The sequence below is a fragment of the Paraburkholderia phymatum STM815 genome (genome assembly GCF_000020045.1).
Lineage (GTDB): Bacteria > Pseudomonadota > Gammaproteobacteria > Burkholderiales > Burkholderiaceae > Paraburkholderia > Paraburkholderia phymatum.
Genome location: NC_010625.1, coordinates 1,253,021 through 1,274,252, shown reverse-complemented (window position 1 = coordinate 1,274,252; position 21,232 = coordinate 1,253,021). Strand labels below are relative to the sequence as shown.

The window sequence follows — 21,232 nt, the reverse complement described above, 5'->3', positions numbered from 1 at the left end:
ACGCTTGGCTCCATGTCCTCGCGATCCGCATAAGCGGGCCCCGACGAGGCGGCATAGATGGAGACGCAAATGAACACTCGCGACGCCGCGACCCGCAGCGCCTTTTCGAATTCCGTTACCGATCCCGTTTTCGAGTCAGCCCGCGCATGGGCCGAGCCCTCGGGCGTGCTGACGCTGCGCGGCTGGCTCGCGCATCTTGCCCGCACGGGCCGTCTCGCGACGATCGACAGGCCCGTATCGCTCGAACATGAACTCGCCGCTGTCGCGAAGCGGCTCGATGGCGAGCAGGCCGCATTCTTCACACGACCCGGCCCTCACGCGATGCCTGTCGTGAGCGGCTTCATGTCGAAGCGCGCTTGGATTGCCGAGGCGATGGGCGTCGAGGAATCCGGCCTGCTCGCACGCTTTCGCGATGCCGCCGCTGCGCCCGTCGCGTCGCAGCTCGTCGCAAGCGGCGCGGCCGTCTGCCAGCAGATCGTGCATACGGAGGGCATCGACCTGCATGCGCTGCTGCCCGTTCCGACGCATAGCGAGCACGACAGCGGCCCCTACATCACGGCGGGTCTCGTGATCGCACGCAATCCGCGAACCGGCGTGCAGAACGTGTCGATCAACCGAATTCAGGTGCATGGCCGCGACCGCATGGCCATCCTGCTGCTGCCGCGCCATCTGCACGCGTTCCAGAAAGCCGCGGAAGCCGCGGGCGACGCGCTCGACATCGCGATTGCGATCGGCGTCGATCCGCTGACGATGCTCGCATCGCAAGCCATCACGCCGATCGACAACGACGAGCTCGAAATCGCGGGCGCATTGCAGGGCGCGCCGCTGCCCGTCGCGCAGTGCGTGACGAACGGCGTGCGTGTGCCCGCGTTCGCGGAGATCGTGATCGAAGGGCGCATTCTGCCGAACGTGCGTGAACCCGAAGGTCCGTTCGGCGAGTTCCCGAAGTACTACAGTGCCCGGGAAGCGCGCGAGGTGATCGAAGTCACGGCCGTCACGCATCGGCGCGATCCCGTCTTTCATACGATCGTGCCCGCCGAAATGGAGCACCTGCTGCTCGGCGCGATCCCGCGCGAAGCGACCTTGCTGGCGCATCTGCAACGCAGCCATCCCGGCGTGAAGGACGTCCATCTGTCTGTCGGCGGCGTGTGCCGCTATCACCTGTGGATCCAGTTCGACAAGAAGCGAGAAGGCGAAGCGAAGAATGTGATTCTCTGCGCGTTCGGCGCGCACTACGACATCAAGCAGGTGGTCGTCGTCGATACGGATGTGGACGTGCACGACCCCGCCGAAATCGAATGGGCGATTGCGACGCGCTTTCAGGCGGATCGCGATCTTGTCGTGATCGAGGGCGCGCAAGGCTCGCCGCTCGATCCGTCGACCACGGTGGGCCAGCCCGACGATGCGCCGCCACATCTGCAAGGCATCAGCGCGAAGATGGGTCTCGACGCGACGCGGCCTGTCGCTTATCCCGCGCATGTGTTCACGCGTGTGCGCATTCCGGGTGAAGATGAGGTCGATCTCGACGCGCTCGTCGCAACCGGCAACACGGCGTTCGACGCGTGGCTCGGCGGTGCGCGTCATGGCTGAGTACGCCGCGCGCAAGCCGCGCATCGTTGTCGGCATCTCCGGCGCAAGCGGCGCGATGATCGGGGTGCGCTTGCTTGCTGCTCTGCGCCGCCTCGGTACGCACGAGACGCACATGATCGTGTCGCAGTCGGGCGCATTGACGGCGGCGCAGGAGCTGGCGCTGACACGCAGCGATCTCGATGGCATGGCCGACGTCGTGCACAACGTGCGCGATATCGGCGCGGCTGTGGCGAGCGGCTCGTTTCTCACGGAGGGCATGGTGATCGCCCCGTGTTCGATGAAAACGCTGGCCGGCATCGCCAACGGCTTCGCGGACAACCTGCTGACGCGCGCAGCCGATGTGATGTTGAAGGAGCGCCGCCGCCTCGTGCTCGTCGCACGCGAGACGCCGCTCAACCTTGCACATTTGCGCAACATGACACTGGCAACCGAAATGGGCGCAATCGTGATGCCGCCCGTGCCGGCGTTCTACGCTCGCCCGAAGACGATTGAAGACGTGGTCGATCACACGGTCGGACGCATTCTGGACCTGTTCGCCATCGAGCATCGCGAGATCGCGAAGCGTTGGAGCGGTCTCGGCGATGCAATGGCGACACGTCGCGACGATGAAGGAGCGCAGCAATGAACCAGCGCGAAACGAATCTGGCTGAAGCCGACGCGCCGCGCGCCGCCGAACTGGCCACGCGGGCGAACGAAGCGTCCGCGAAGCACGTCGGACGCCCCATGCAACGTCTCGAAGACCCGGCGATCCTGACGGGGCGCGGCCGCTACGGCGACGACATCGGCGTCAAGCCCGGCACGCTGCACGCGGCCGTGCTGCGCTCGCCGCATGCGCATGCCGAACTTGTTTCGATCGATGTGAGCCGTGCATTGAACCTGCGAGGCGTGCGCGCGGTGTTGACGCGCGACGACTTGCGTCCGTGGTCGCGGCCTTTCGTCGTCGGCGTGAAGTCACCGATGGAGCAGTGGGCGTTGGCGATGGACCGCGTGCGCTATGTCGGCGAGCCGGTCGCCGTGGTGATGGCGGAATCGCGCGCGCTCGCCGAAGACGCCCTCGATCTCATCAAGGTCGATTACACGATTCTCGATCCCGTCACGACGATCGAACAGTCGATGCAAGACGATGCGCCCGTTCTGCACGAACGCGTCGGCACGAATGTGATCAGCGACCGGCATTTCCGTTATGGCGAGCCGGAAGCCGCGTTCGAGCGTGCGGCGCATCGGGTAAAGATCGTCACGCACTATCCGCGCAACACGTGCTCGCCGATCGAGTGTGGCGTGGTGATCGCGGAATATCTGTCGGGCGATGAAGGCTACGATGTCACGTCGAACTTCATGGGCCCGTTTTCGCTGCACGCGGTGATGGCGATGGCGTTGAACGTGCCCGCCAACCGGCTGCGTCACAAGGCGCCGCGCGACTCCGGCGGCAGCTTCGGCGTGAAGCAGGCGGTGTTTCCGTATGTCGTGATGATGTGCCTCGCCTCGCGCAAGGCGGGTGCGCCCGTGAAGTGGGTGGAAGACCGGCTCGAGCATCTGAGTGCGGCGACATCGGCAACGGCGCGCCTGTCGACGGTTGAAGCGGCCGTCGAACGTGACGGACGCATCACGGCGCTCGCCTACGATCAGCTCGAAGATTGCGGCGGCTACGTTCGAGCGCCGGAGCCCGCGACGTTCTATCGCATGCATGGCTGTCTGACGGGCGCGTATGCGATTGCGAATCTCGTCGTGCGCAATCGCGTGGTGCTGACGAACAAGACGCCGACGGGCCTCGTGCGAGGCTTTGGCGGACCGCAGGTGTACTTCGCGCTCGAACGTCTGATTCAGCGCATCGCAATCGAACTGAAGCTCGATGTGCTCGATGTCTATCGTCGCAACTTCGTGCGTGCCGATGCGTTTCCGTATCGCGCGGCGGCTGGGGCGCTGCTCGATTCGGGCAACTATCAGGAAGCGCTGCGGCGCGGACTCGTGCAAGGCGGTTACGACGAGCTGGTGAAGCGGCGCGACGCGGCACGCAACGCAGGGCGCATCTACGGCATCGGCTTTGCGGCCATCGTCGAGCCGTCCGTGTCGAACATGGGCTATATCACCACCGTGATGCCAGCCGAAGCGCGCAAGAAGGCTGGTCCGAAGAACGGCGCCATTGCCAGTGCGACCGTGAGCGTCGATCTGCTCGGCGGCGTGGTCGTGACGGTCGCATCGACGCCTGCGGGGCAAGGGCATATGACGGTCTGCGCACAGGTCGTCGCGGATGTGCTCGGGCTGGACCCGGAAGATGTCGTCGTGAACGTCGAATTCGATACGCACAAGGATGCATGGTCGGTCGCGTCGGGCAACTATTCGAGCCGCTTCGCGGGCGCTGTCGCCGGCACGGTTCATCTCGCCGCGACTCGCGTGCGCGACAAGCTCGCGCGCATCGTCGCGAAGCAGTTCGGCTGTGCACCGGAAGACGTCTGCTTCCAGGGCGGGCGCGTCTATCCGAAGGCTGCCCAGGATCGCGCGCTGCCGTTCAGCCGTGCTGCCAGCAATGCACCGCATTGGGCGCCCGCGCTGTTACCCGAAGGCGAAGAACCGGGTTTGCGCGAAACGGTTTTCTGGTCGCCGCCTCATATGGATGCACCGGACGAGAACGATCGCATCAATACATCGGCAGCTTATGGTTTTGCGTTCGACATGTGCGCGGTGGAAATCGATCGTGCGACGGGCCATGTGCGCATCGACCGCTACGTGACCACGCACGACGCCGGCACGCTGCTCAACCCCGCGCTCGCCGATGGTCAGATTCGCGGCGCGTTCGCGCAAGGTCTCGGCGCGGCGCTGCTCGAAGAATTCCGCTACGGCGCCGACGGCAGCTTCCAGTCCGGGACGCTTGCCGACTATCTGATGCCGACCACGTGCGAAGTGCCGGATCCGCTGATCGTGCATCTGGAAACGCCGTCTCCGTTCACGCCGCTCGGCGCAAAGGGCCTCGGCGAAGGCAACAACATGAGCACGCCCGTGTGCGTCGCGAATGCAGTTGCCGACGCATTGGGCATCGTCGATATCCGCTTGCCGCTTACGCCTTCGAAGGTCATGGCGCTGATCGGCATCGACGATCCGGAACCGTCGCGGCCCGAGTATCGCGAAGCGGCGACGGAGAAAAAAGCGGCGCCGGGCGGCGGCCGCGCGCTCACCGCGCAAGGCATCGTCGATTTGCCCGCGACACCGGAAGCCGTGTTCGCCGTGCTGCTCGATCCATCTGCGCTCGCGAAAGTCATCCCCGGCTGTCACGAGCTTCAGGCGACTGGGCAGAACCGCTATCGCGCCGACGTGACGGTCGGGGTCGGGATGATCAAGGCCCGTTTCGAAGCGCGCATCGCGCTGTCGGAGATCGACGCGCCGCGTCGTCTGCGGCTCGAAGGCGCGGGCACGTCGCCGCTCGGCAGCGCGCGCGGCAACGGTCTCGTCGAACTCGTGCCGACGGAAACAGGCGCGCGCCTCAGCTACGACTATGAAGCGCAGGTGTCGGGCAAGGTGGCGGCCGTCGGCGGGCGCATGCTCGAAGGTGCAGCGAAGGTCGTGTTGCGGCAACTGTTTGAATCACTCGGGTACGTCGCAGCGGGCGGCGGGTCTGCCGCGACAGGCGCCTGCGCACCGCCGGGCTTTGTGCGGCGGCTCTTTGCGCGTTTCAGGAGGCAGGCATGAAGCCAGCATCGTTCGATTACATCCGCGCGATGACGACGCAGGACGCGCTCGACACGCTCGCGCAAACGGGCGAAGACGCACGCGTGCTGGCAGGCGGGCAATCGCTGATGGCCGTGCTGAACATGCGCCTTGCCCAGCCGCGCGTGCTGGTCGATATTTCGCGCACCGACGAGCTGAACGCGGTCCATGCCGATACGCAAACGCAACGTCTGGTCGTGAGCGCGGCGGCTACGCAAGGCAGCGTCGAATGGCGGCCCACGCTGCGCGACGAAGTGCCCTTGCTCGCGATGGCGTTTCCGCATATCTCGCACTTCCAGATCCGCAATCGCGGCACCGTATGCGGCTCCATCGCGCATGCCGACCCGAGCGCGGAACTGCCGCTCGTCCTCACGGCGCTCGGCGGCGACATCGTGCTGCGTTCGAAGAAGAAGCGGCGCAGCTTGCCTGCCGACGACTTCTTTCAGGGCATGTTGCTGACCGCGCGGGAGCCCGATGAGATCGTCGAAGCCGTGCGCTTTCCGCTGAAACAGCGAGGCGAGCGCTTCGGCTTCACGGAATGCTCGGCGCGTCATGGCGATTTCGCGATGGTCGCCTGCGCAGCCGTCGTGACGGACGACGCGATCCGGATCGCAGTCGGCGGCGTCGCCGACCGGCCGAAGGTGGAGACATGGCCGCGTCTGCGGGGCGACGACCTGCGCGGCGCATTGAACGATTTGAGCTGGAAACTGGGCGCGCAGGATGATGCGTATATCAGCGCGAAGTACCGTCGTCATCTGGTCCGAGAACTCGGATGGCGCGTGATCGAGGAGGCGAAGTGAGCAAGACCCCACCCTACGTGATGCGGCACGGCGAGCAGTGCGCCGTCACGCTGACGCTCAATGGCCGCGAACGCAGCGGCTATTGCGAAACCCGCGAACTGCTGTCGGATTTCCTGCGCCATGAACTCGGCGCAACGGGCACGCACGTCGGCTGCGAGCACGGTGTGTGCGGCGCGTGCACCGTTCATCTCGACGGCGTCGCAGTGCGTTCTTGCCTGACGCTTGCGGTGCAGGCGGAGGGCCGCCGCATCGATACCGTCGAAGGTTTGGCGCCCGCGCAGACGCTCGGCGACCTGCAGCAGGCATTCTCCCGTCATCATGCGTTGCAATGCGGTTTCTGCACGGCGGGCATCCTGATGTCGTGCGCGGATTTCCTGCAACGCGTGCCGGACCCGACGCAAGAGCAGGTGCGCGACATGCTGTCGGGGCACATTTGCCGCTGTACGGGCTATACGCCAATCGTGGCCGCCGTGCTCGATTGCGCGGCGAGGCGCAAGCAGCAGTGCGAAAGCGCGGAGGCCGCACATGCTTGATCTCGGCCGAACATTCCTGCAAAGCGTGGAGCGCAGTCCGAATGCGCTCGCGCTCGTCGACGGCGAGTTCCACGTTACCTACGCGGATTGGCACCGCATCATTCTCGATGCGGCTAACGGCTTGCACGCACTCGGTCTCCGGCACGGCGACCGCCTGCTTGCGGTGCTGCAGAACCGCTGGGAAATGGCCACATTGCATTGGGCCTGTCAGTTTGCGGGTGTCGTGATGGTGCCGCTCAACTGGCGCGCGAAACCCGAGGAACTCGATTACTGCGTGACGAATGCTGGCGTAAAGGCAATCGTCTATGAGCCTGTCAGCGCAGATGCGGTGATGCAAAGCCCTGCCGCGCAGAATGTGCCGCGCGTTGGTCTCGACGATGCGCCCGGACGCACGGGGACATTCGATGCGCTGTTGGCTCTCGCACCCAATGCGGCCGCCATGACGCGAGCCAATGCCGAAGATTGCTCGCTGATCCTGTACACATCCGGCACGACGGGCAAGGCGAAGGGCGTGCCGCGACGTCATCGGCACGAACGCGCCGCGGCGCTGGCGCATGTCGCGCAGAACCTCTATCGGCACGGCGAGCGCACGCTTGGCGTGATGCCGCTCTATCACACGATGGGCGTGCGCTCGCTGCTGTCGATGGCGCTCGTCGATGGCCTCTTTGTCTGCGTGCGGCGCTGGAATGCGCGGCTCGCGCTCGATTCGATAGCGCGGTACAAGCTGACGTGCCTCTATCTGGTGCCGACGCTTTATCACGATCTGCTCGCGGACCAGGCGTTCGGTCACACGGACACATCGACGGTCACGAAGCTCGGATTCGCGGGCGCGCCGATGAGCGACGGGCTGCTCAAGCGGCTTTCCGCGGCGTTCGAACCCGAGTTGTTCGTCAACCACTACGGCTCATCCGAGGTCTACACCTTCAGCATCGATCAGCACGCGACGATCAAGCCGGGCAGTGCGGGGCGCGCGGGTATCAACACGCGTCTGCGGATCGTGAAGCTGGATGCGCGCTCGCCGGAGGACGTCGCCGCCGTGCATGAAGAAGGCCAGATTGTCGCGGATCTGCTCGGCGACGAAGCATTCGAAGGCTACTGGAACCGGCCCGACGCGAACGAAAAATCGCTGCGCGACGGCTGGTACTTCACGGGGGACACCGGCTATTTCGACGCGGATGGCGATCTCTACGTCACAGGTCGCGTTGACGACATGATCATCAGCGGCGGCGAAAACATTTCGCCCGTCGATATCGAATCGGTGCTGTCCCTGCATCCGTGCGTCGATGAGGTGGCGGTGGCGGGCGTGAGTGACGAGCGTTGGGGACAACGCGTAGTCGCGTTCGTGAAGCGCAGCGATTACGTCGATTGCGAAACGCTCGATGCGTGGTGCCGCGCATCCGATCTCGTCAACTTCAAGCGTCCGCGCGAGTACGTGTTCGTCGATGACATTCCGAAATCGCCCGTCGGCAAGATCTTGCGCCGCAAGCTCCAGGCGGGTGAGTACCAGCGCGACGAGCGCGGCGCGATCCTCGGCACCGAGGCCTCGATCCAACACCATCAACACATCGAAATCACGAAGGAGTAACACCCATGACTGACCTGACCCATCGCGGCCAGACGCTGCTTCAGGAACTCGACGGCTTTTCGATCGAGATCGACGCACAGCGCGAGCGCGCCGACATCATTCTGGACCGTCCGCCGTTCAACGTGATCTCGATGCATGCGCGCGACCAGTTGCGGGCCGCGTTCGAAGCGCTAGACGAGGACGAGCGCGTCCGCGTGATCGTGGTTCGCGCGAGGGGCGAGCACTTTTCGAGCGGCGGCGATATCAAGGGTTTCCTGGAAGCATCGCCGGAACACGTGTCGAAGCTTGCATGGAATATTGCGGCACCCGCGCGCTGCTCCAAGCCGGTGATCGCGGCGAACCGCGGCTTCTGCTTCGGCGTGGGCTTCGAACTGTCGCTCGCGTGCGATTTCCGCATCGCCACGGAGACTACCTTTTACGCGCTGCCCGAACAGAAGCTCGGCCAGATTCCGGGCTCAGGCGGTTCCGCTCGCCTGCAGCAGATGGTCGGCATCGGTCGCACGAAAGACATCGTGATGCGCTCACGCCGCATTCCCGGCAAGCAGGCGTACGAATGGGGCATCGCCGTCGAGTGCGTCGCGGACAGCGAACTCGAAGCCGCCACCGATGCGCTCGCCGATGAACTGCGCGCGTTCTCGCCGCTCGCACAGCGCACCGCAAAGAAACTGCTCAACGATACGGAAGACTCGCCGTTGTCGATCGCGATCGAACTCGAGGGACACTGCTATAGCCGCCTGCGCGCGTCGGAGGACTTCCGGGAAGGTGTCGAAGCCTTCCACGGAAAGCGCAAGCCCGTGTTCCGCGGCAAGTAAGCGGCCGGGCAGGACAAACAGCATTCAGGTCTGGAGACAGATGAATGGAACGCTTCGATTACGTTATCGTCGGCGGAGGATCGGCAGGGTGCGTGCTGGCGCACCGGCTGTCGGCCGTACCGTCGCTGCGCGTCGCGCTGATCGAAGCGGGCAGGGATACGCCGCCGGGTTCAGTGCCTGGCGAGATTCTCGACAGCTACCCGATGCCCGTCTTCTGCGGCGACACCTACATCTGGCCCGAACTGAAGGCGCAAGCGACGCGCGGTGCGGCGATGCGCGTGTATGAGCAGGGCAAGGTGATGGGCGGCGGGTCGAGCATCAACGTGCAATCCGCCAATCGCGGTCTGCCGCGCGATTACGACGAGTGGGCGGCGAATGGCGCGACGGGTTGGGGCTGGAACGACGTGTTGCCGTACTTTTGCAAGCTCGAACGCGATGTGAATTTTCCGGAAGACGAATTGCACGGCCGCGACGGACCCGTGCCGATTCGCCGCATCATGCCCGAAGACTGGCCGCCGTTCTGTCGCGCCTTCGAAAAAGGGCTGCGCGCGCAAGGCCTCGTGATGCTGCGCGATCAGAATGCAGAGTTCGATGACGGCTTCTTTCCGGGCGCATTCTCGAATATCGACGACCGGCGCGTGTCGACGGCCGTCGCGTATCTGGATGAAGCGACGCGCAAACGCGGCAATCTGCACATCTTCCCGGAGCTGCGCGTCGAGCAGGTCGTGATGGACGGCACGGCGGCGCGCGGCATAGTCGCCATCGCGAGCCACGGCGAGCGCGTGCAATTCGACGCGAACGAAGTGATTCTGTGCGCGGGCGCGTTGCAGTCGCCTGCGATGTTGCTGCGTGCAGGCATCGGGCCGCGCGACGAACTGGGTGCGCTCGGCATCGAATGCCGTGTCGATCTGCCCGGCGTCGGGCGCAACTTGCAGGACCATCCGTCGCTGACGTTCTGCCATTTTCTCGCGCCGCGATTCCGCATGCCGTTATCGCGCCGGCGTGCGAGCATGATGGCTGCACGTATGAGTTCCGGTGTGAATGGCAGCGAAGCGTCCGATCTCTATCTGTCGAGCGCGACGCGTGCCGCGTGGCATGCGCTCGGCAACCGGCTCGGTTTGTTCTTTCTCTGGTGCAACCGGCCTTATTCGAGGGGCCGGGTGCAGCTGGTTTCTTCAGATGCGTTCACCGCACCTCGTGTCGAACTCAATCTGCTCGACGATCAGCGCGACCTCGAACGGCTTGCAGTGGGCGTGCGAATGCTCGCGCAAGTCGTCAAGGCTTCCGGACTAAGTCGCAACGACCGCGATTTTTTTCCCGCCGCGTTTTCGCCGCGCGTGAAAGCACTCAGCCGCGTGGGGACGGGCAATGCATGGCTGACTTCGATACTCGGCATGCTGCTCGACGTGCCTGCTCCTGCGAGGCGCGCATTGATCGAACGTTTCTTCACGCGCGGCCAGCGGATGGCCGCGCTGCTCGCGGACCGGCAGGCCCTCGACGACTTTATCCGCGCGAACGTATTCGGCGTGTGGCACGCAAGCGGCACATGCCGCATGGGCGACGCGCGCCTCCCGGACAGCGTCACCGATACGCAGGGCCGCGTGCATCGCACACGTGGCCTGCGTGTGGTCGATGCGTCGCTGATGCCGCGCCTGCCGTCGGCGAACACGAACATTCCCACCATCATGATCGCCGAGAAAATCGCCGACGCGATGGTGATGCAACGAAGCAAGGCAAGCGCGACGCAAACCGCGCCAGTTGTTTCAATGCCATAGCCATTTCATTAACGCCAACCAGAGCACGCAAGTACAAGGTGCCAATTTCATCGGATTCGAAAGAGAAACGGTCCGGTGACCATTCAAGGAGATGAATGATGTCTGTAGCAGCGCAAAATAGCGCCGCCGTGCCGGCTATCGACCAGCGGCAGGTGATGGGCGCAGTGTTCGCGTCGTGTCTGGGCTGGGCGCTCGATCTGTTCGACCTGTTCGTGCTGTTGTACGTTGCGCCCGTGGTCGGGCGCCTGTTCTTTCCATCCGACCATGCGATGCTGTCGCTCGCGGCGGTCTACGCGTCGTTCGCGGTGACGCTGCTGATGCGTCCGCTGGGCTCCGCGTTGTTCGGCTCTTACGCCGACCGCCACGGGCGCAAGGGCGCGATGATCATCGCCGTGGTCGGCGTCGGTCTGTCGACGGCGCTGTTCGGCGCGCTGCCGACGGTTCATCAGATCGGACTGGCAGCGCCCGTGATCTTTCTGCTGCTGCGGCTGGTTCAGGGTGTGTTCGTTGGCGGCGTGGTCGCGTCGACTCATACGATCGGCACGGAATCCGTCGCGCCGAAGTACCGCGGCGCCGTGTCGGGGCTGATCGGCGGTGGCGGCGCGGGAATGGGCGCGCTGCTCGCGTCGCTGACGTTCCTGTTGATGTCCACGCTGTTCCCGGGCCATCAGTTCGAAGTGTGGGGCTGGCGCTGCATGTTCTTCACGGGGATCATCAGTTCGGTGCTCGGTCTCTTCGTGTTCAACAGTCTCGAGGAGTCGCCGCTGTGGCGCAAGCTGGCAGCCGAAAAGGCCGCGAAGGCGGCCGCGCAGCATCGCCACGCGCCTGTCGAAATCGTTCGTTCGCCGCTGCGTACGTTGTTCTCGCGCGATTTCCGTTCGATCCTGTTCGTCAATCTGCTGCTGACCGTCGGCGGCGGCAGCGGCTATTACCTCACATCGGGCTATCTGCCCACTTTCCTCAAAGTGGTGAGCCGCACGCCGAACGGCGCGGCTGCTGCGATCCTGATGCTTTGCAGTATCGCGGTGGTGATCGCTTCGGTGGCGGCGGGGCACCTCAGCACGTTCATCGGCCGCAAGCGGGCGTTCGTGTGGATCGGGCTGATCCGGCTCGTCGCACTGCCCGGGCTCTACCTGCTGCTGCCGACCGCGAACGATATCGTCACGCTCGGCCTTTACGCGGTCATTCTGAGCGCGCTCGGCAGTGCCGGTTATGCGCCGATCCTGATTTTCCTCAACGAGCGCTTTCCGACTGCGATCCGCGCGACAGGAACGGGGCTGTCATGGAACATCGGCTTTGCGATAGGCGGCATGATGCCAACCGTCGTTTCGCTGGTCGCGAAAGAAACCAGCGAACTGCCGCTGACGCTCGCGATCTTCGTCGGCACGATCAGCGTGATCTTTCTGATCGGTGCATTCATCGTGCCGGAGACGCGAGGCAGGCTCGATCAGGCGGCCGTGCCGCAACGCGAAGCGACGCGTTGAAGCAGGTCAGGATTCGTCCGCCGCGCTTCTCGTCACGCGGCGGATTTCCTCGGCAATGATATCGATTAACGCTTGCGTAGCAGGCCCGATGGGACGTTTCGGGTGCGACACCTGAACGATGTGCCGCAGGATCGGCGGCGGGCCGATTCTATGGGCGCGCAACAAGCCTTCATCGACTTTGCGCTGCACGACGACGCGCGGCAGTATCGTCGCAACAGCGCTTTGCTCGACGAACTGCACGATCGTGCTCAGCAGATCGATTTCGAAAGTCGGCTTGATGACGATATTGGCGGCCATCAGCGCTGCATCGAGCGCGCCGCGCAGGCCGTTGCGGCGCGTCGGCAGCACGAGTTCGACGGCGGGCGGACTCGACAGGTCGATGCGCTCGGGCAACGCTGCTCGGCACGCAAGCCCCGTTACGTACACCATCTCTTCGACGAGCAGCGGTTGCATGTCGAGCGCGAGGCGTCCGCGCGGCTTGTTGATAATCGCCGCATCGAGCCGTCCTGCTTCGACGCCGTCTATCAACTGTGCGCTGAAGCCGTCCGCGACGGACACTTCGACCTGAGGAAACAGCGCGTTGAACTTCGCCAGCGATTCAGCCAGCACGCTTTCCGTTTCCGACGCCACCATGCCGAGCGACACGCGCCCTGTGACGATCACGTCCTGCCGGCTCAACTGCACGCGCGCATGCTCGATGTCGCGCATGATCGGCGTGTACAGACGATACATCAGACGGGCGGCGTCCGTCGGCGTCATGCCGTGCGGACCGCGCTCGAACAGCGTCTGGCCCAGTTCCGCCTCGAGCTTCGAAATCTGCATGCTGAGCGCGGGCTGCACGATGTTCAGCCGTTTGGCGGCACGCGTCACAGAGCCGTCCTCGAACAGGGCGATGAAATACTGAATCTGCTTGAGGTCCATGTAGCGTTGGCTCAGGCGAAGTGACGGAGACGCTGCAAGTTTAACGCCGCGGACCGTGACATCTCCTACACCGGATTTTGCATTGCACACAAAATCTGAGCAAAAAGTATTGAACTGCTGATCCGTTTTGGCGTGGATCGCGTTTTTCGCGGGTGTTAACTTAGCCTCCGTATTCACGGGTGTGTTGAAGACGGCCCGAGGATAGCAACGCGATCGACACAAAAATCCTTCAGGAGACAGCAGTGAACAGGTTCCGCTATTCCGCAGCGTGTGCCCTCATCGGCGCGGCTTTGCCTCTCTCGGCGTTGGCGCAGTCGTGCAACGTCCCCGTTCTTAAGGTACTGGCACAAAAGAGTCTGGGACTGACCGTCATGGAAAAGTCCCTCGCGGACTACCAGAAGCGCACGGGCACCAAGGTTGAAATCAGTTACTTCGGCGAAAACGATCGGCGCGCGAAGTCGCGGCTCGACGCATCGACGGGCGCCGGTTCGTATCAGGTGTATTACGTCGACGAAGCGAACGTCGCTGAGTTCGCGTCGGCTGGCTGGATCGTTCCGCTACTCAAGTACTACCCGAAGGACGCGGACTACAACGACTTCCTGCCGGGGCGCCGCGACGTCGCGAGCTATAAGGGCGTCGCGTACTTTGCGCCGCTGATCGGTGGATCGGATTTCCTGTTCTACCGCCGCGACGTGCTTGAAAAAGCGCACATGCCCGTACCGCGCACGCTGGACGAACTCGTCGCCGACATCAAGAAACTGAACTCGCCGCCGAATATGTATGGCTGGGTGGCGCGCGGGCAACGCGGCTCGGGCATGAACGTGTGGCGCTGGGCGCCCTTCATGCTCGCGGAGGGTGGCACGTGGACCGACAAGAACCAGCGGGCGGCATTCAACTCGCCCGCCGCTGTGAAGGCGACGCAACTCTACGCGGACCTCTTCAAATACGCGCCGCCGGGATCGGCGACCTATGACTGGAGTAATGCGCTCGAAGCATTCCGTTCCGGCAAGGTTGCCTTCATGATCGAATCGACGCCTTTCGCTGACTGGATGGAAGACCCCACGAAATCCAGCGTCGCAGACAAAGTCGGCTATACGAAGCCGCCCGCACCGTTGCCTTCGGCCGCATACGGCCACGGACTCGCCATCTCGTCGGTCGGCGCCAAGGACGAATGCACACGTCAGGCTGCCGGTAAGTTCATTGCATTCGCGACGAGCAAGGAACAGGAGCAGGCACGTCTGCGCGACAACGTGTTCAGTGACTACAACCGCACGAGTACGGTTCAAAGCGATTACTTCCAGAAGCACGTGAAGCCGCAGATTCTGGCTGGCCTGAAAGACACGACGCCCGTTTCGAAGGTCACGTTCTGGCCGAGCGCGCAATGGCCCGATATCGGCGACAACCTTGGCGTCGCGCTCGAAGAAGTCTTTACAGGTACGCAGAAAGATGTGCCAGGCGCGTTGAACGACGCCGCGCAATATGCGCAAGACGCGATGGAGCACGCACGCAAGTAGCTGCGCGTACAGGTGAGGGCAGAGCAGCGTCACGTCTCTGCCCGGTTCTAGCCGTTCCGGAAGGCGGCACTGCCTTCCCGTTTCATCGTCAGTCGAGGCGTTGTATGTTCAATCGCGGAAAAACCAGCCTTCCATTTGTATTTCTCGCCCCACCATTGATCGTGATGGCGGTGCTGGGTCTGGTACCCACTGTTGCTGCAATCAATCTCGCACTGAGAAATCGCGTGCTGCGCTATTCGGACAGCGAGTACGTTTGGTTTCGCAATTTCGCCCGCCTGTTCTCGGACCGTCGCTTCGTCAATTCAATCGAAGTGTCGGCAATCTGGGAGATCGTTACGGTAGTGGGCGCAGTGGCCGTGGGGATTGTCATTGCGATCTATCTGTTCGAGCACGTTCATGGCGGCATGCGCAACGCGATCAGCGTATTGCTGATTACGCCCGTGCTGCTGCCGCGCGTATCGGCTGCATTTATCTGGAAGTTCATGTACTCGCCGTTGACGGGCATTCTCAGCTGGATGCTCGGACTCGTCGGCGTACAGGACACCGCGTTTCTTTCTGATCCCGGCCTTGCGCTCTACGCAGTCGCGCTCGTCGATATCTGGCAGTGGGGACTGTTCTTCTCCGTGGTCGTGCTGAAGTTGCTGGAGACGTTGCCGCCTGAGCCGCTCGAAGCCGCACGTCTCGACTATGCGAAGACGTGGCAGGTCTATGCGTATATCGCGCTGCCGATGCTTAAGGCGCCCATCATGAGTCTCGTGTTCATCAAGATGGTCGAGTCGCTGCGTTCGTTCGATCTGATCTACGTGATGACCAAAGGCGGCCCGGGTGTGTCGACGGAAACGCTGGACATGTACGCGTATTCACAAGGTATCGGATTGTCGGGCAAGGTGTCGTACGCGTCGAGCATGGCCGTGCTGATGATGGTCGCGACGACGCTGATTTTCACTTTTATCTGGAAACGGGTGAACAAATGGGAAGACTGATCCCCCGCAGCACGGTTCTCCTGTTTGGCATTGCGCTGGCGCTGGTGGCGGTCTTTCCGGTGTTCTGGGCCGTACTCAATTCGCTGAAGAACCTGCTCGATATCGTCACGCCGACGCCGCGCTTCTTCTTCAGTCCGACGCTCGATAACTACCGGCAGGTTATTTCGAGTCCCGAGGTACTGATCGCGCTCGGCAACAGTTCGGTGATCGTCGGCACGGCGGTGCTGCTGGGAACGCTGCTCGGCGTGCCGGCCGCGTATGTGATTGCGCGTTATCACGTGCCGGGCAAGCGAGACATTCAGTTCTTTCTGCTGTCGCTGCGCTTCCTGCCACCCGTGGCCGTCGCGATTCCACTGATTGCGATCTGGGTCGATCTCGGACTGTACGACACGCGCGTGTCGATGATCGTCACGTATCTGCTGACGACCCTTTCGACCATCACGTGGCTGTCGATTCCCGTCTTCCAGCGCGTGCCGCGCGAAATCGAAGAGGCGGCCACGCTCGACGGCTGCGGCCCGTATGAAGTGTTCTGGCGCGTTGCCCTGCCGACCTGCGCGAGCACGCTGATGGGCGGGATCATTTTCAGCTTCGTGCTGGTATGGAACGAACTGATGATCGGCCTCGCGCTCACTTCTTCGCACAGTGCCACGCTGCCGGTCGTGGCTTCCGCATTCACGTCGCTGGGACAGGAAGTGCCGTGGGGTGTGATCAATGCTTCGACGGTGCTGCTGGCATTGCCGCCAATTATCTTCGTGGGCGCGCTGAGCCGCCTGCTGAACTCGATGCTCAAAGGAAAGTAAGGAGACTGTAGTGAAGGCACTTGTACTGGAAGCCACCCGCGAACTGAGTCTGCGCGACATCGAATTGCCGCAGGCCGTCGGCCCGCGCGACGTCAAGATCCAGATCCACACGGTGGGCGTGTGCGGCAGCGACGTTCACTACTACACGCATGGCCGCATCGGGCCGTTCAAGGTCGAAGCGCCGATGGTGCTCGGACACGAAGCATCGGGCACGATCGTCGAAGTCGGCGCGGACGTCACCCATCTGGAAGTGGGCGACCGCGTGTGCATGGAGCCGGGCATTCCGCAACTGGACTCGCCCGCGACGATGCGCGGCATGTACAACCTCGATCCCGCCGTGCGCTTCTGGGCGACGCCGCCCATACACGGCTGCCTGACGCCGTTTGTCGTGCATCCCGCCGCGTTCACGTTCCGCTTGCCGGATAACGTGTCGTTTGCGGAAGGCGCGATTGTCGAGCCTTTGTCGATTGGTTTGCAGGCCGCGAAGAAGGCGGCGATGAAGCCGGGTGATGTGGCCGTGGTCATCGGCGCTGGGACGATCGGAGCGATGACGGCGCTGGCGGCCCTCGCAGGCGGCGCGTCGCGCGTCATTCTCGCGGACGTGGTCGGCGCGAAGCTGAAGCACTTTGCCGACAACACGGCCGTTACCACGGTCAACGTCAGCGAACAGTCGCTCGCCGACGTGGTCGCACACGTGACGCAAGGGTGGGGTGCCGACGTCGTGTTCGAGGCATCGGGCAACGCAAAGGTCTTCGACACCTTGCTCGACCACGCGTGCCCCGGTGGTTGCATCGTGCTTGTGGGCATGCCGCCCGGACCTGTCGCGCTCGATGTAGTGGCGATGCAGGCGAAGGAACTGCGGTTCGAATCCGTGTTCCGTTACGCCAACATCTTCCCGCGCGCGCTTGCGCTGATCAGTTCAGGGATGATTGATGTGAAGCCGTTCATCTCGCGCAAGTTCTCCTTTTCGGAAGGCGTGAAGGCATTCGAAGAAGCGGCTGCCGGTCATCCCGCCGACGTCAAAATCCAGATCGAAATGGACTAAAGCCATGGCCAATATTGTCTGCAAAGGGCTGACGAAGCACTACGACGGCGGGCCGCCTGTGCTGCATCCACTCGACCTCCAGATCGACGACGGCGAATTCGTCGTGCTGCTCGGACCGTCTGGTTGCGGCAAGTCGACAATGTTGCGCATGATCGCCGGGCTGGAGGGCATTTCGGGCGGCGCTCTGTCGATCGGCGCGACGGTCGTGAATGACGTGCCTGCGCGCGAGCGCAACGTTGCGATGGTGTTCCAGAACTACGCGCTCTATCCGCATATGAACGTGTACGACAACATCGCGTTCGGACTGCGCCGGCTGAAGACGCCGAAAGAGGAGATCGACCGCCGCGTGCGCGAAGTGGCGTCGATGCTCAATCTCGACACGCTGCTCGACCGCAAGCCGCGCGCAATGTCGGGCGGCCAGCAGCAGCGCGCGGCGATCGCGCGCGCGATGATCAAGACGCCCGACGTGTTCCTGTTCGACGAACCGCTGTCGAACCTCGATGCGAAGCTGCGTGCGCAGTTGCGCACCGACATCAAGCGCCTGCATCAGCGATTGCAGACCACGACGGTCTATGTCACGCACGATCAGCTCGAAGCGATGACGCTGGCCGATCGGGTTATCCTGATGCGGGGCGGAAGAATCGAGCAGGCCGGCACGCCCAGCGAGCTTTATCACTATCCGCGCACCTTGTTTGCGGCCGGTTTTATCGGCACCCCCGCGATGAACTTCTTGCCGGGTACCATCGGGCGTTCGTCGGGTGCAGTTTCCGTGCGCGCGCTCGACGAGACGTGGATACTTTCGGGATCGCGGTTCGCGTCCTTGAGCGCCGGCCAGGATGTCAAGGTCGCGATAAGGCCGAATTACGTGCGAATCGCAGAAGGAAGCGGACTTGCCGATTCGCTGAAGATTCGCGGCGTGGTGGAGCTGGTCGAAATACTCGGTGCTGACGCTCTTGTGACAGTCGACTGTTCTGGCGAGCGGATCACAGCCCTTATACCGTCGGACAGCCTGCCGCCGATTGGCTTGCGTGTCACGCTCGAAATGGACCGCCGCGACCTGCATGTGTTCGACGCGAAAACCGAGGAAAATCTCACACTCGCGCCACGCAAGGAAGTGGGTCACGCTGAGCGTGAGCGGCCAACATCGTCAGTCGGGATGCACTAGCGCGCACGACCGCCTACGCAGAAGAGACCGGTTGAAACGGTACGAAGGAGACAATGAATGAGTCCAGATCTGGAACTGGTGCATACCCGGCAGGATGAGTCTTTCCGCGCATGGGTCCACGACTATCCGCATAGCGTGGCGAAATGGCACTTTCATCCCGAGTACGAAGTGCACGTCATTCGTGCGTCGACGGGAAAGTTCTTCGTGGGCGATTTCATCGGCGCCTTCGAGCCGGGCAATCTGGTTCTCACTGGCCCGAACCTGCCGCACAACTGGATCAGCGACGAAGGCGCCGACGCAGATGTGCCCTCGCGTGACCTCGTGCTCCAGTTCTCGCGTGAGGCGGTCGAGCGCATGGTGGCTGCGTTTGCCGAATTGAGCCCGGTACTGGCCCTGCTGGATCAGGCGTCGCGCGGACTTCAATTCCCCGACGCGCTGGGGCTGTCCATCACGCCGTTCATGCATGACCTGTCGTCGGCGCATGGCGCGCGCCGGGTCGCGTTGCTGATGAACGTGCTCGAACAGCTGGTCGGTTGCGCGGACCGAAGACTGCTCGCTGGGCCGTCGTACGACGTGAACGCGCAGCGGTATATGTCGTCAACGATCAATCAGGTGCTGTCATATATCCAGCAGAACCTCTCCGGCAATCTGCGGGAAACAGACGTCGCGGCGCTGTCCGGCATGAGCGTGAGCAGCTTCACGCGCTTCTTCAAGCGCCACACGGGCTGCACGTTCGTTCAGTACCAGAACCGGCTCAGGCTCAATGAGGCTTGCGAATTGCTGATGTGCACGGACCTCAGCGTGACAGACGTCTGTTATCGCGTCGGCTTCAACAACGTATCGAACTTCAACCGGCAGTTTCTCGCGCAGAAGGACATGCCGCCATCGCGATTCCGGGCGCTGCATCGGCTCAACGAGGTTTCGCGTCCGGAACATCGCGTAGCAGCGTGATGTCGCGCCACATAACGAGAGGAATCAGATCTTGAGTTTTCTTGGAATCGACCTGGGTACCTCCGAGGTCAAGGTTGTGCTCACCGACGACGATTCGAATGTCGTGGCTACGGTTGGCGTCCGGTTGCGTGTGGAGAATCCTCACCCGCACTGGTCGGAGCAGAGTCCGCAAGCGTGGTGGAACGCGACGCTTGACGCGATCGGCGGCATCAGGACTGAACATGCGGCTGAGTTTGCTGCGTTGCGCGGCATTGGCCTGTCAGGGCAGATGCACGGGGCCACGCTTCTCGATCGTAGCGGCAATGTGCTGCGGCCCGCCATTCTATGGAACGATACTCGCGCTTATGCCGAGTGCGTCGAACTGGAAGCGCTGGTCCCCGATTCGCGAACCATTACCGGCAATCTCGCGATGCCCGGATTTACGGCCCCGAAGCTCTTGTGGCTGTCGAAGTACGAGCCCGCCGTCTATCGTTCCGTCCATAAAGTTCTATTGCCGAAGGACTATGTCGCATGGAAGCTGACGGGCGAATTCGTGTCGGATATGTCGGATGCGTCGGGGACGCTGTGGCTCGATGTCGCGCGACGTGATTGGTCGGACCGGATGCTCTCGGCGACCGGGTTGTCGCGGGACAACATGCCGAGACTCGTGGAAGGGAGTGAGCCTGCCGCGCAACTGCGCGATGAGCTCCGCCGCGAGTGGGGCGTGTCGGGTCCCGTCGTTGTGTGCGGTGGAGCAGGGGATAACGCGGCGAGCGCGGTAGGGATCGGCGTCGTAAATCCGGGCGACGCGTTTTTGTCATTGGGGACATCGGGCGTACTGTTCGCCAGTACCGCGCGGTACGCGCCGAATCCCGGCGAGGCCGTTCATGCTTTCTGTCACTGTCTGCCTGACCAATGGCATCAGATGAGTGTGATTCTGTCGGCGGCTGCGAGTCTGGAATGGCTGTCTGCGTTGTTGAAGACGGATGTATCCGAACTGGTCGGCATCGCGCCGAAAGGGCGCGACGGCAATCCGCCGATATTCCTGCCGTACCTGAATGGCGAGCGCACGCCTCATAACGATGCATCCGCAAAAGGTGTCTTCTTCGGCATGACGGGATCGCATCGCGCCGAGCATCTGGCGTATAGCGTCATGGAGGGCGTTGCGTTCGCGATGGCCGATGGTTACGCGGCACTCCGTGGCGCTGGCACCGAGCTACATGGCGCATCGTTTGTCGGCGGCGGTTCGAGGAGCGCCTTCTGGGGACGCCTGTGCGCGACGGCGCTGGGTTGTCCGCTTCATCTTCATGAAGGAAGCAACATTGGCGCCGCGCTCGGCGCGGCGCGCCTTGCTCGCCTCGCACTCGGGAAAGACGATGTCTCCGCTGTATGCTCGATGCCGTTGGTTCTCGATACCTTCGAACCCCAATCCGACGCCCGGGCGAGCACTCAGGAGCGATATGAGCGTTACCGACGGCTTTACGTGAGCTTGAAAGCGGAATTTCAGGCTTGATCATCGGAAAATCGCGCTGCCGGCAACGGCCACAGAGGCAACGTGAAGTTGTCATTCGATGCCAGCTCTGAGGGCGACGGCCG

Annotated in this window: 17 protein-coding genes; 16 read left to right on the top strand and 1 reads right to left on the bottom strand. The window is 63.1% G+C overall.

Features of this window, described 5'->3' with window-relative positions; genetic code table 11:
• Positions 1 to 69 precede the first annotated feature (69 nt).
• The 9 genes from BPHY_RS33235 (at position 70) to BPHY_RS33195 (ending at position 12,278) form a co-directional block, all read left to right on the top strand.
• The gene (locus BPHY_RS33235; protein ID WP_012405859.1) at positions 70 to 1,590 is read left to right on the top strand and encodes a UbiD family decarboxylase; all 1,521 of its coding nucleotides are present in this window, start codon (positions 70 to 72) and stop codon (positions 1,588 to 1,590) included.
• Positions 1,583 to 2,215: a UbiX family flavin prenyltransferase gene (locus tag BPHY_RS33230; RefSeq protein WP_012405858.1), complete on the top strand. Its 633-nt coding sequence runs from the start codon at positions 1,583 to 1,585 to the stop codon at positions 2,213 to 2,215. The genes BPHY_RS33235 and BPHY_RS33230 overlap by 8 nt, the downstream gene beginning before the upstream one ends.
• Positions 2,212 to 5,271, top strand: coding sequence for a xanthine dehydrogenase family protein molybdopterin-binding subunit (locus BPHY_RS33225; protein WP_012405857.1), 3,060 nt, complete (start codon positions 2,212 to 2,214; stop codon positions 5,269 to 5,271). Before BPHY_RS33230 ends, BPHY_RS33225 begins: the two co-directional genes overlap by 4 nt.
• Positions 5,268 to 6,089: an FAD binding domain-containing protein gene (locus tag BPHY_RS33220; protein ID WP_012405856.1), complete on the top strand. Its 822-nt coding sequence runs from the start codon at positions 5,268 to 5,270 to the stop codon at positions 6,087 to 6,089. Before BPHY_RS33225 ends, BPHY_RS33220 begins: the two co-directional genes overlap by 4 nt.
• The gene (locus BPHY_RS33215; RefSeq protein ID WP_012405855.1) at positions 6,086 to 6,622 is read left to right on the top strand and encodes a (2Fe-2S)-binding protein; all 537 of its coding nucleotides are present in this window, start codon (positions 6,086 to 6,088) and stop codon (positions 6,620 to 6,622) included. Before BPHY_RS33220 ends, BPHY_RS33215 begins: the two co-directional genes overlap by 4 nt.
• Complete coding sequence (locus BPHY_RS33210) at positions 6,615 to 8,207, top strand: AMP-binding protein (protein WP_012405854.1); 1,593 nt, start codon at positions 6,615 to 6,617, stop codon at positions 8,205 to 8,207. Before BPHY_RS33215 ends, BPHY_RS33210 begins: the two co-directional genes overlap by 8 nt.
• A gap of 5 nt (positions 8,208 to 8,212) precedes the next feature.
• Positions 8,213 to 9,019: an enoyl-CoA hydratase/isomerase family protein gene (locus BPHY_RS33205; protein ID WP_012405853.1), complete on the top strand. Its 807-nt coding sequence runs from the start codon at positions 8,213 to 8,215 to the stop codon at positions 9,017 to 9,019.
• A gap of 44 nt (positions 9,020 to 9,063) precedes the next feature.
• Positions 9,064 to 10,794, top strand: coding sequence for a GMC family oxidoreductase (locus tag BPHY_RS33200; RefSeq protein ID WP_012405852.1), 1,731 nt, complete (start codon positions 9,064 to 9,066; stop codon positions 10,792 to 10,794).
• Positions 10,795 to 10,892: 98 nt separating this feature from the next.
• The gene (locus BPHY_RS33195; RefSeq protein WP_041766238.1) at positions 10,893 to 12,278 is read left to right on the top strand and encodes an MFS transporter; all 1,386 of its coding nucleotides are present in this window, start codon (positions 10,893 to 10,895) and stop codon (positions 12,276 to 12,278) included.
• Positions 12,279 to 12,284: 6 nt separating this feature from the next.
• On the opposite strand, the gene BPHY_RS33190 is transcribed toward BPHY_RS33195, so the two are convergent.
• Positions 12,285 to 13,199 (bottom strand): LysR family transcriptional regulator, encoded by a 915-nt coding sequence (locus BPHY_RS33190; protein WP_012405850.1) that lies wholly within the window; start codon positions 13,197 to 13,199, stop codon positions 12,285 to 12,287.
• Between the two features lie 242 nt (positions 13,200 to 13,441).
• Here BPHY_RS33190 and BPHY_RS33185 point away from each other — a divergent pair, with 242 nt between their 5' ends.
• The 7 genes from BPHY_RS33185 to xylB all read left to right on the top strand — a co-directional run bounded on the left by BPHY_RS33185 (position 13,442) and on the right by xylB (position 21,149).
• Positions 13,442 to 14,713, top strand: coding sequence for an ABC transporter substrate-binding protein (locus BPHY_RS33185; protein ID WP_012405849.1), 1,272 nt, complete (start codon positions 13,442 to 13,444; stop codon positions 14,711 to 14,713).
• A gap of 104 nt (positions 14,714 to 14,817) precedes the next feature.
• Positions 14,818 to 15,696 (top strand): carbohydrate ABC transporter permease, encoded by an 879-nt coding sequence (locus BPHY_RS33180; RefSeq protein ID WP_012405848.1) that lies wholly within the window; start codon positions 14,818 to 14,820, stop codon positions 15,694 to 15,696.
• Entirely contained in the window at positions 15,684 to 16,496 is an 813-nt protein-coding gene (locus tag BPHY_RS33175; protein WP_012405847.1) for a carbohydrate ABC transporter permease, read from the top strand. Before BPHY_RS33180 ends, BPHY_RS33175 begins: the two co-directional genes overlap by 13 nt.
• A 10-nt stretch (positions 16,497 to 16,506) precedes the next feature.
• Positions 16,507 to 17,541, top strand: a complete 1,035-nt coding sequence (locus BPHY_RS33170; RefSeq protein ID WP_012405846.1) for an NAD(P)-dependent alcohol dehydrogenase — start codon at positions 16,507 to 16,509, stop codon at positions 17,539 to 17,541.
• 4 nt (positions 17,542 to 17,545) lie between these two features.
• Positions 17,546 to 18,706, top strand: a complete 1,161-nt coding sequence (locus BPHY_RS33165) for an ABC transporter ATP-binding protein (RefSeq protein WP_012405845.1) — start codon at positions 17,546 to 17,548, stop codon at positions 18,704 to 18,706.
• Positions 18,707 to 18,763: 57 nt separating this feature from the next.
• On the top strand, positions 18,764 to 19,657 hold the full coding sequence (locus BPHY_RS33160; protein WP_012405844.1) for an AraC family transcriptional regulator: 894 nt from the start codon (positions 18,764 to 18,766) through the stop codon (positions 19,655 to 19,657).
• Positions 19,658 to 19,688: 31 nt separating this feature from the next.
• Entirely contained in the window at positions 19,689 to 21,149 is a 1,461-nt protein-coding gene (gene xylB / locus BPHY_RS33155) for a xylulokinase (protein WP_012405843.1), read from the top strand.
• Positions 21,150 to 21,232: the final 83 nt, after the last annotated feature.

Coding starts and splice junctions, on each gene's coding strand:
- BPHY_RS33175 (WP_012405847.1), top strand. CDS start 15,684: ATGGGAAGACTGATCCCCCGCAGCACGGTTCTCCTGTTTGGCATTGCG.
- BPHY_RS33165 (WP_012405845.1), top strand. CDS start 17,546: ATGGCCAATATTGTCTGCAAAGGGCTGACGAAGCACTACGACGGCGGG.
- BPHY_RS33160 (WP_012405844.1), top strand. CDS start 18,764: ATGAGTCCAGATCTGGAACTGGTGCATACCCGGCAGGATGAGTCTTTC.
- BPHY_RS33220 (WP_012405856.1), top strand. CDS start 5,268: ATGAAGCCAGCATCGTTCGATTACATCCGCGCGATGACGACGCAGGAC.
- BPHY_RS33225 (WP_012405857.1), top strand. CDS start 2,212: ATGAACCAGCGCGAAACGAATCTGGCTGAAGCCGACGCGCCGCGCGCC.
- BPHY_RS33180 (WP_012405848.1), top strand. CDS start 14,818: ATGTTCAATCGCGGAAAAACCAGCCTTCCATTTGTATTTCTCGCCCCA.
- BPHY_RS33235 (WP_012405859.1), top strand. CDS start 70: ATGAACACTCGCGACGCCGCGACCCGCAGCGCCTTTTCGAATTCCGTT.
- BPHY_RS33230 (WP_012405858.1), top strand. CDS start 1,583: ATGGCTGAGTACGCCGCGCGCAAGCCGCGCATCGTTGTCGGCATCTCC.
- BPHY_RS33190 (WP_012405850.1), bottom strand. CDS start 13,199: ATGGACCTCAAGCAGATTCAGTATTTCATCGCCCTGTTCGAGGACGGC.
- BPHY_RS33200 (WP_012405852.1), top strand. CDS start 9,064: ATGGAACGCTTCGATTACGTTATCGTCGGCGGAGGATCGGCAGGGTGC.
- BPHY_RS33195 (WP_041766238.1), top strand. CDS start 10,893: ATGTCTGTAGCAGCGCAAAATAGCGCCGCCGTGCCGGCTATCGACCAG.
- BPHY_RS33205 (WP_012405853.1), top strand. CDS start 8,213: ATGACTGACCTGACCCATCGCGGCCAGACGCTGCTTCAGGAACTCGAC.
- BPHY_RS33210 (WP_012405854.1), top strand. CDS start 6,615: ATGCTTGATCTCGGCCGAACATTCCTGCAAAGCGTGGAGCGCAGTCCG.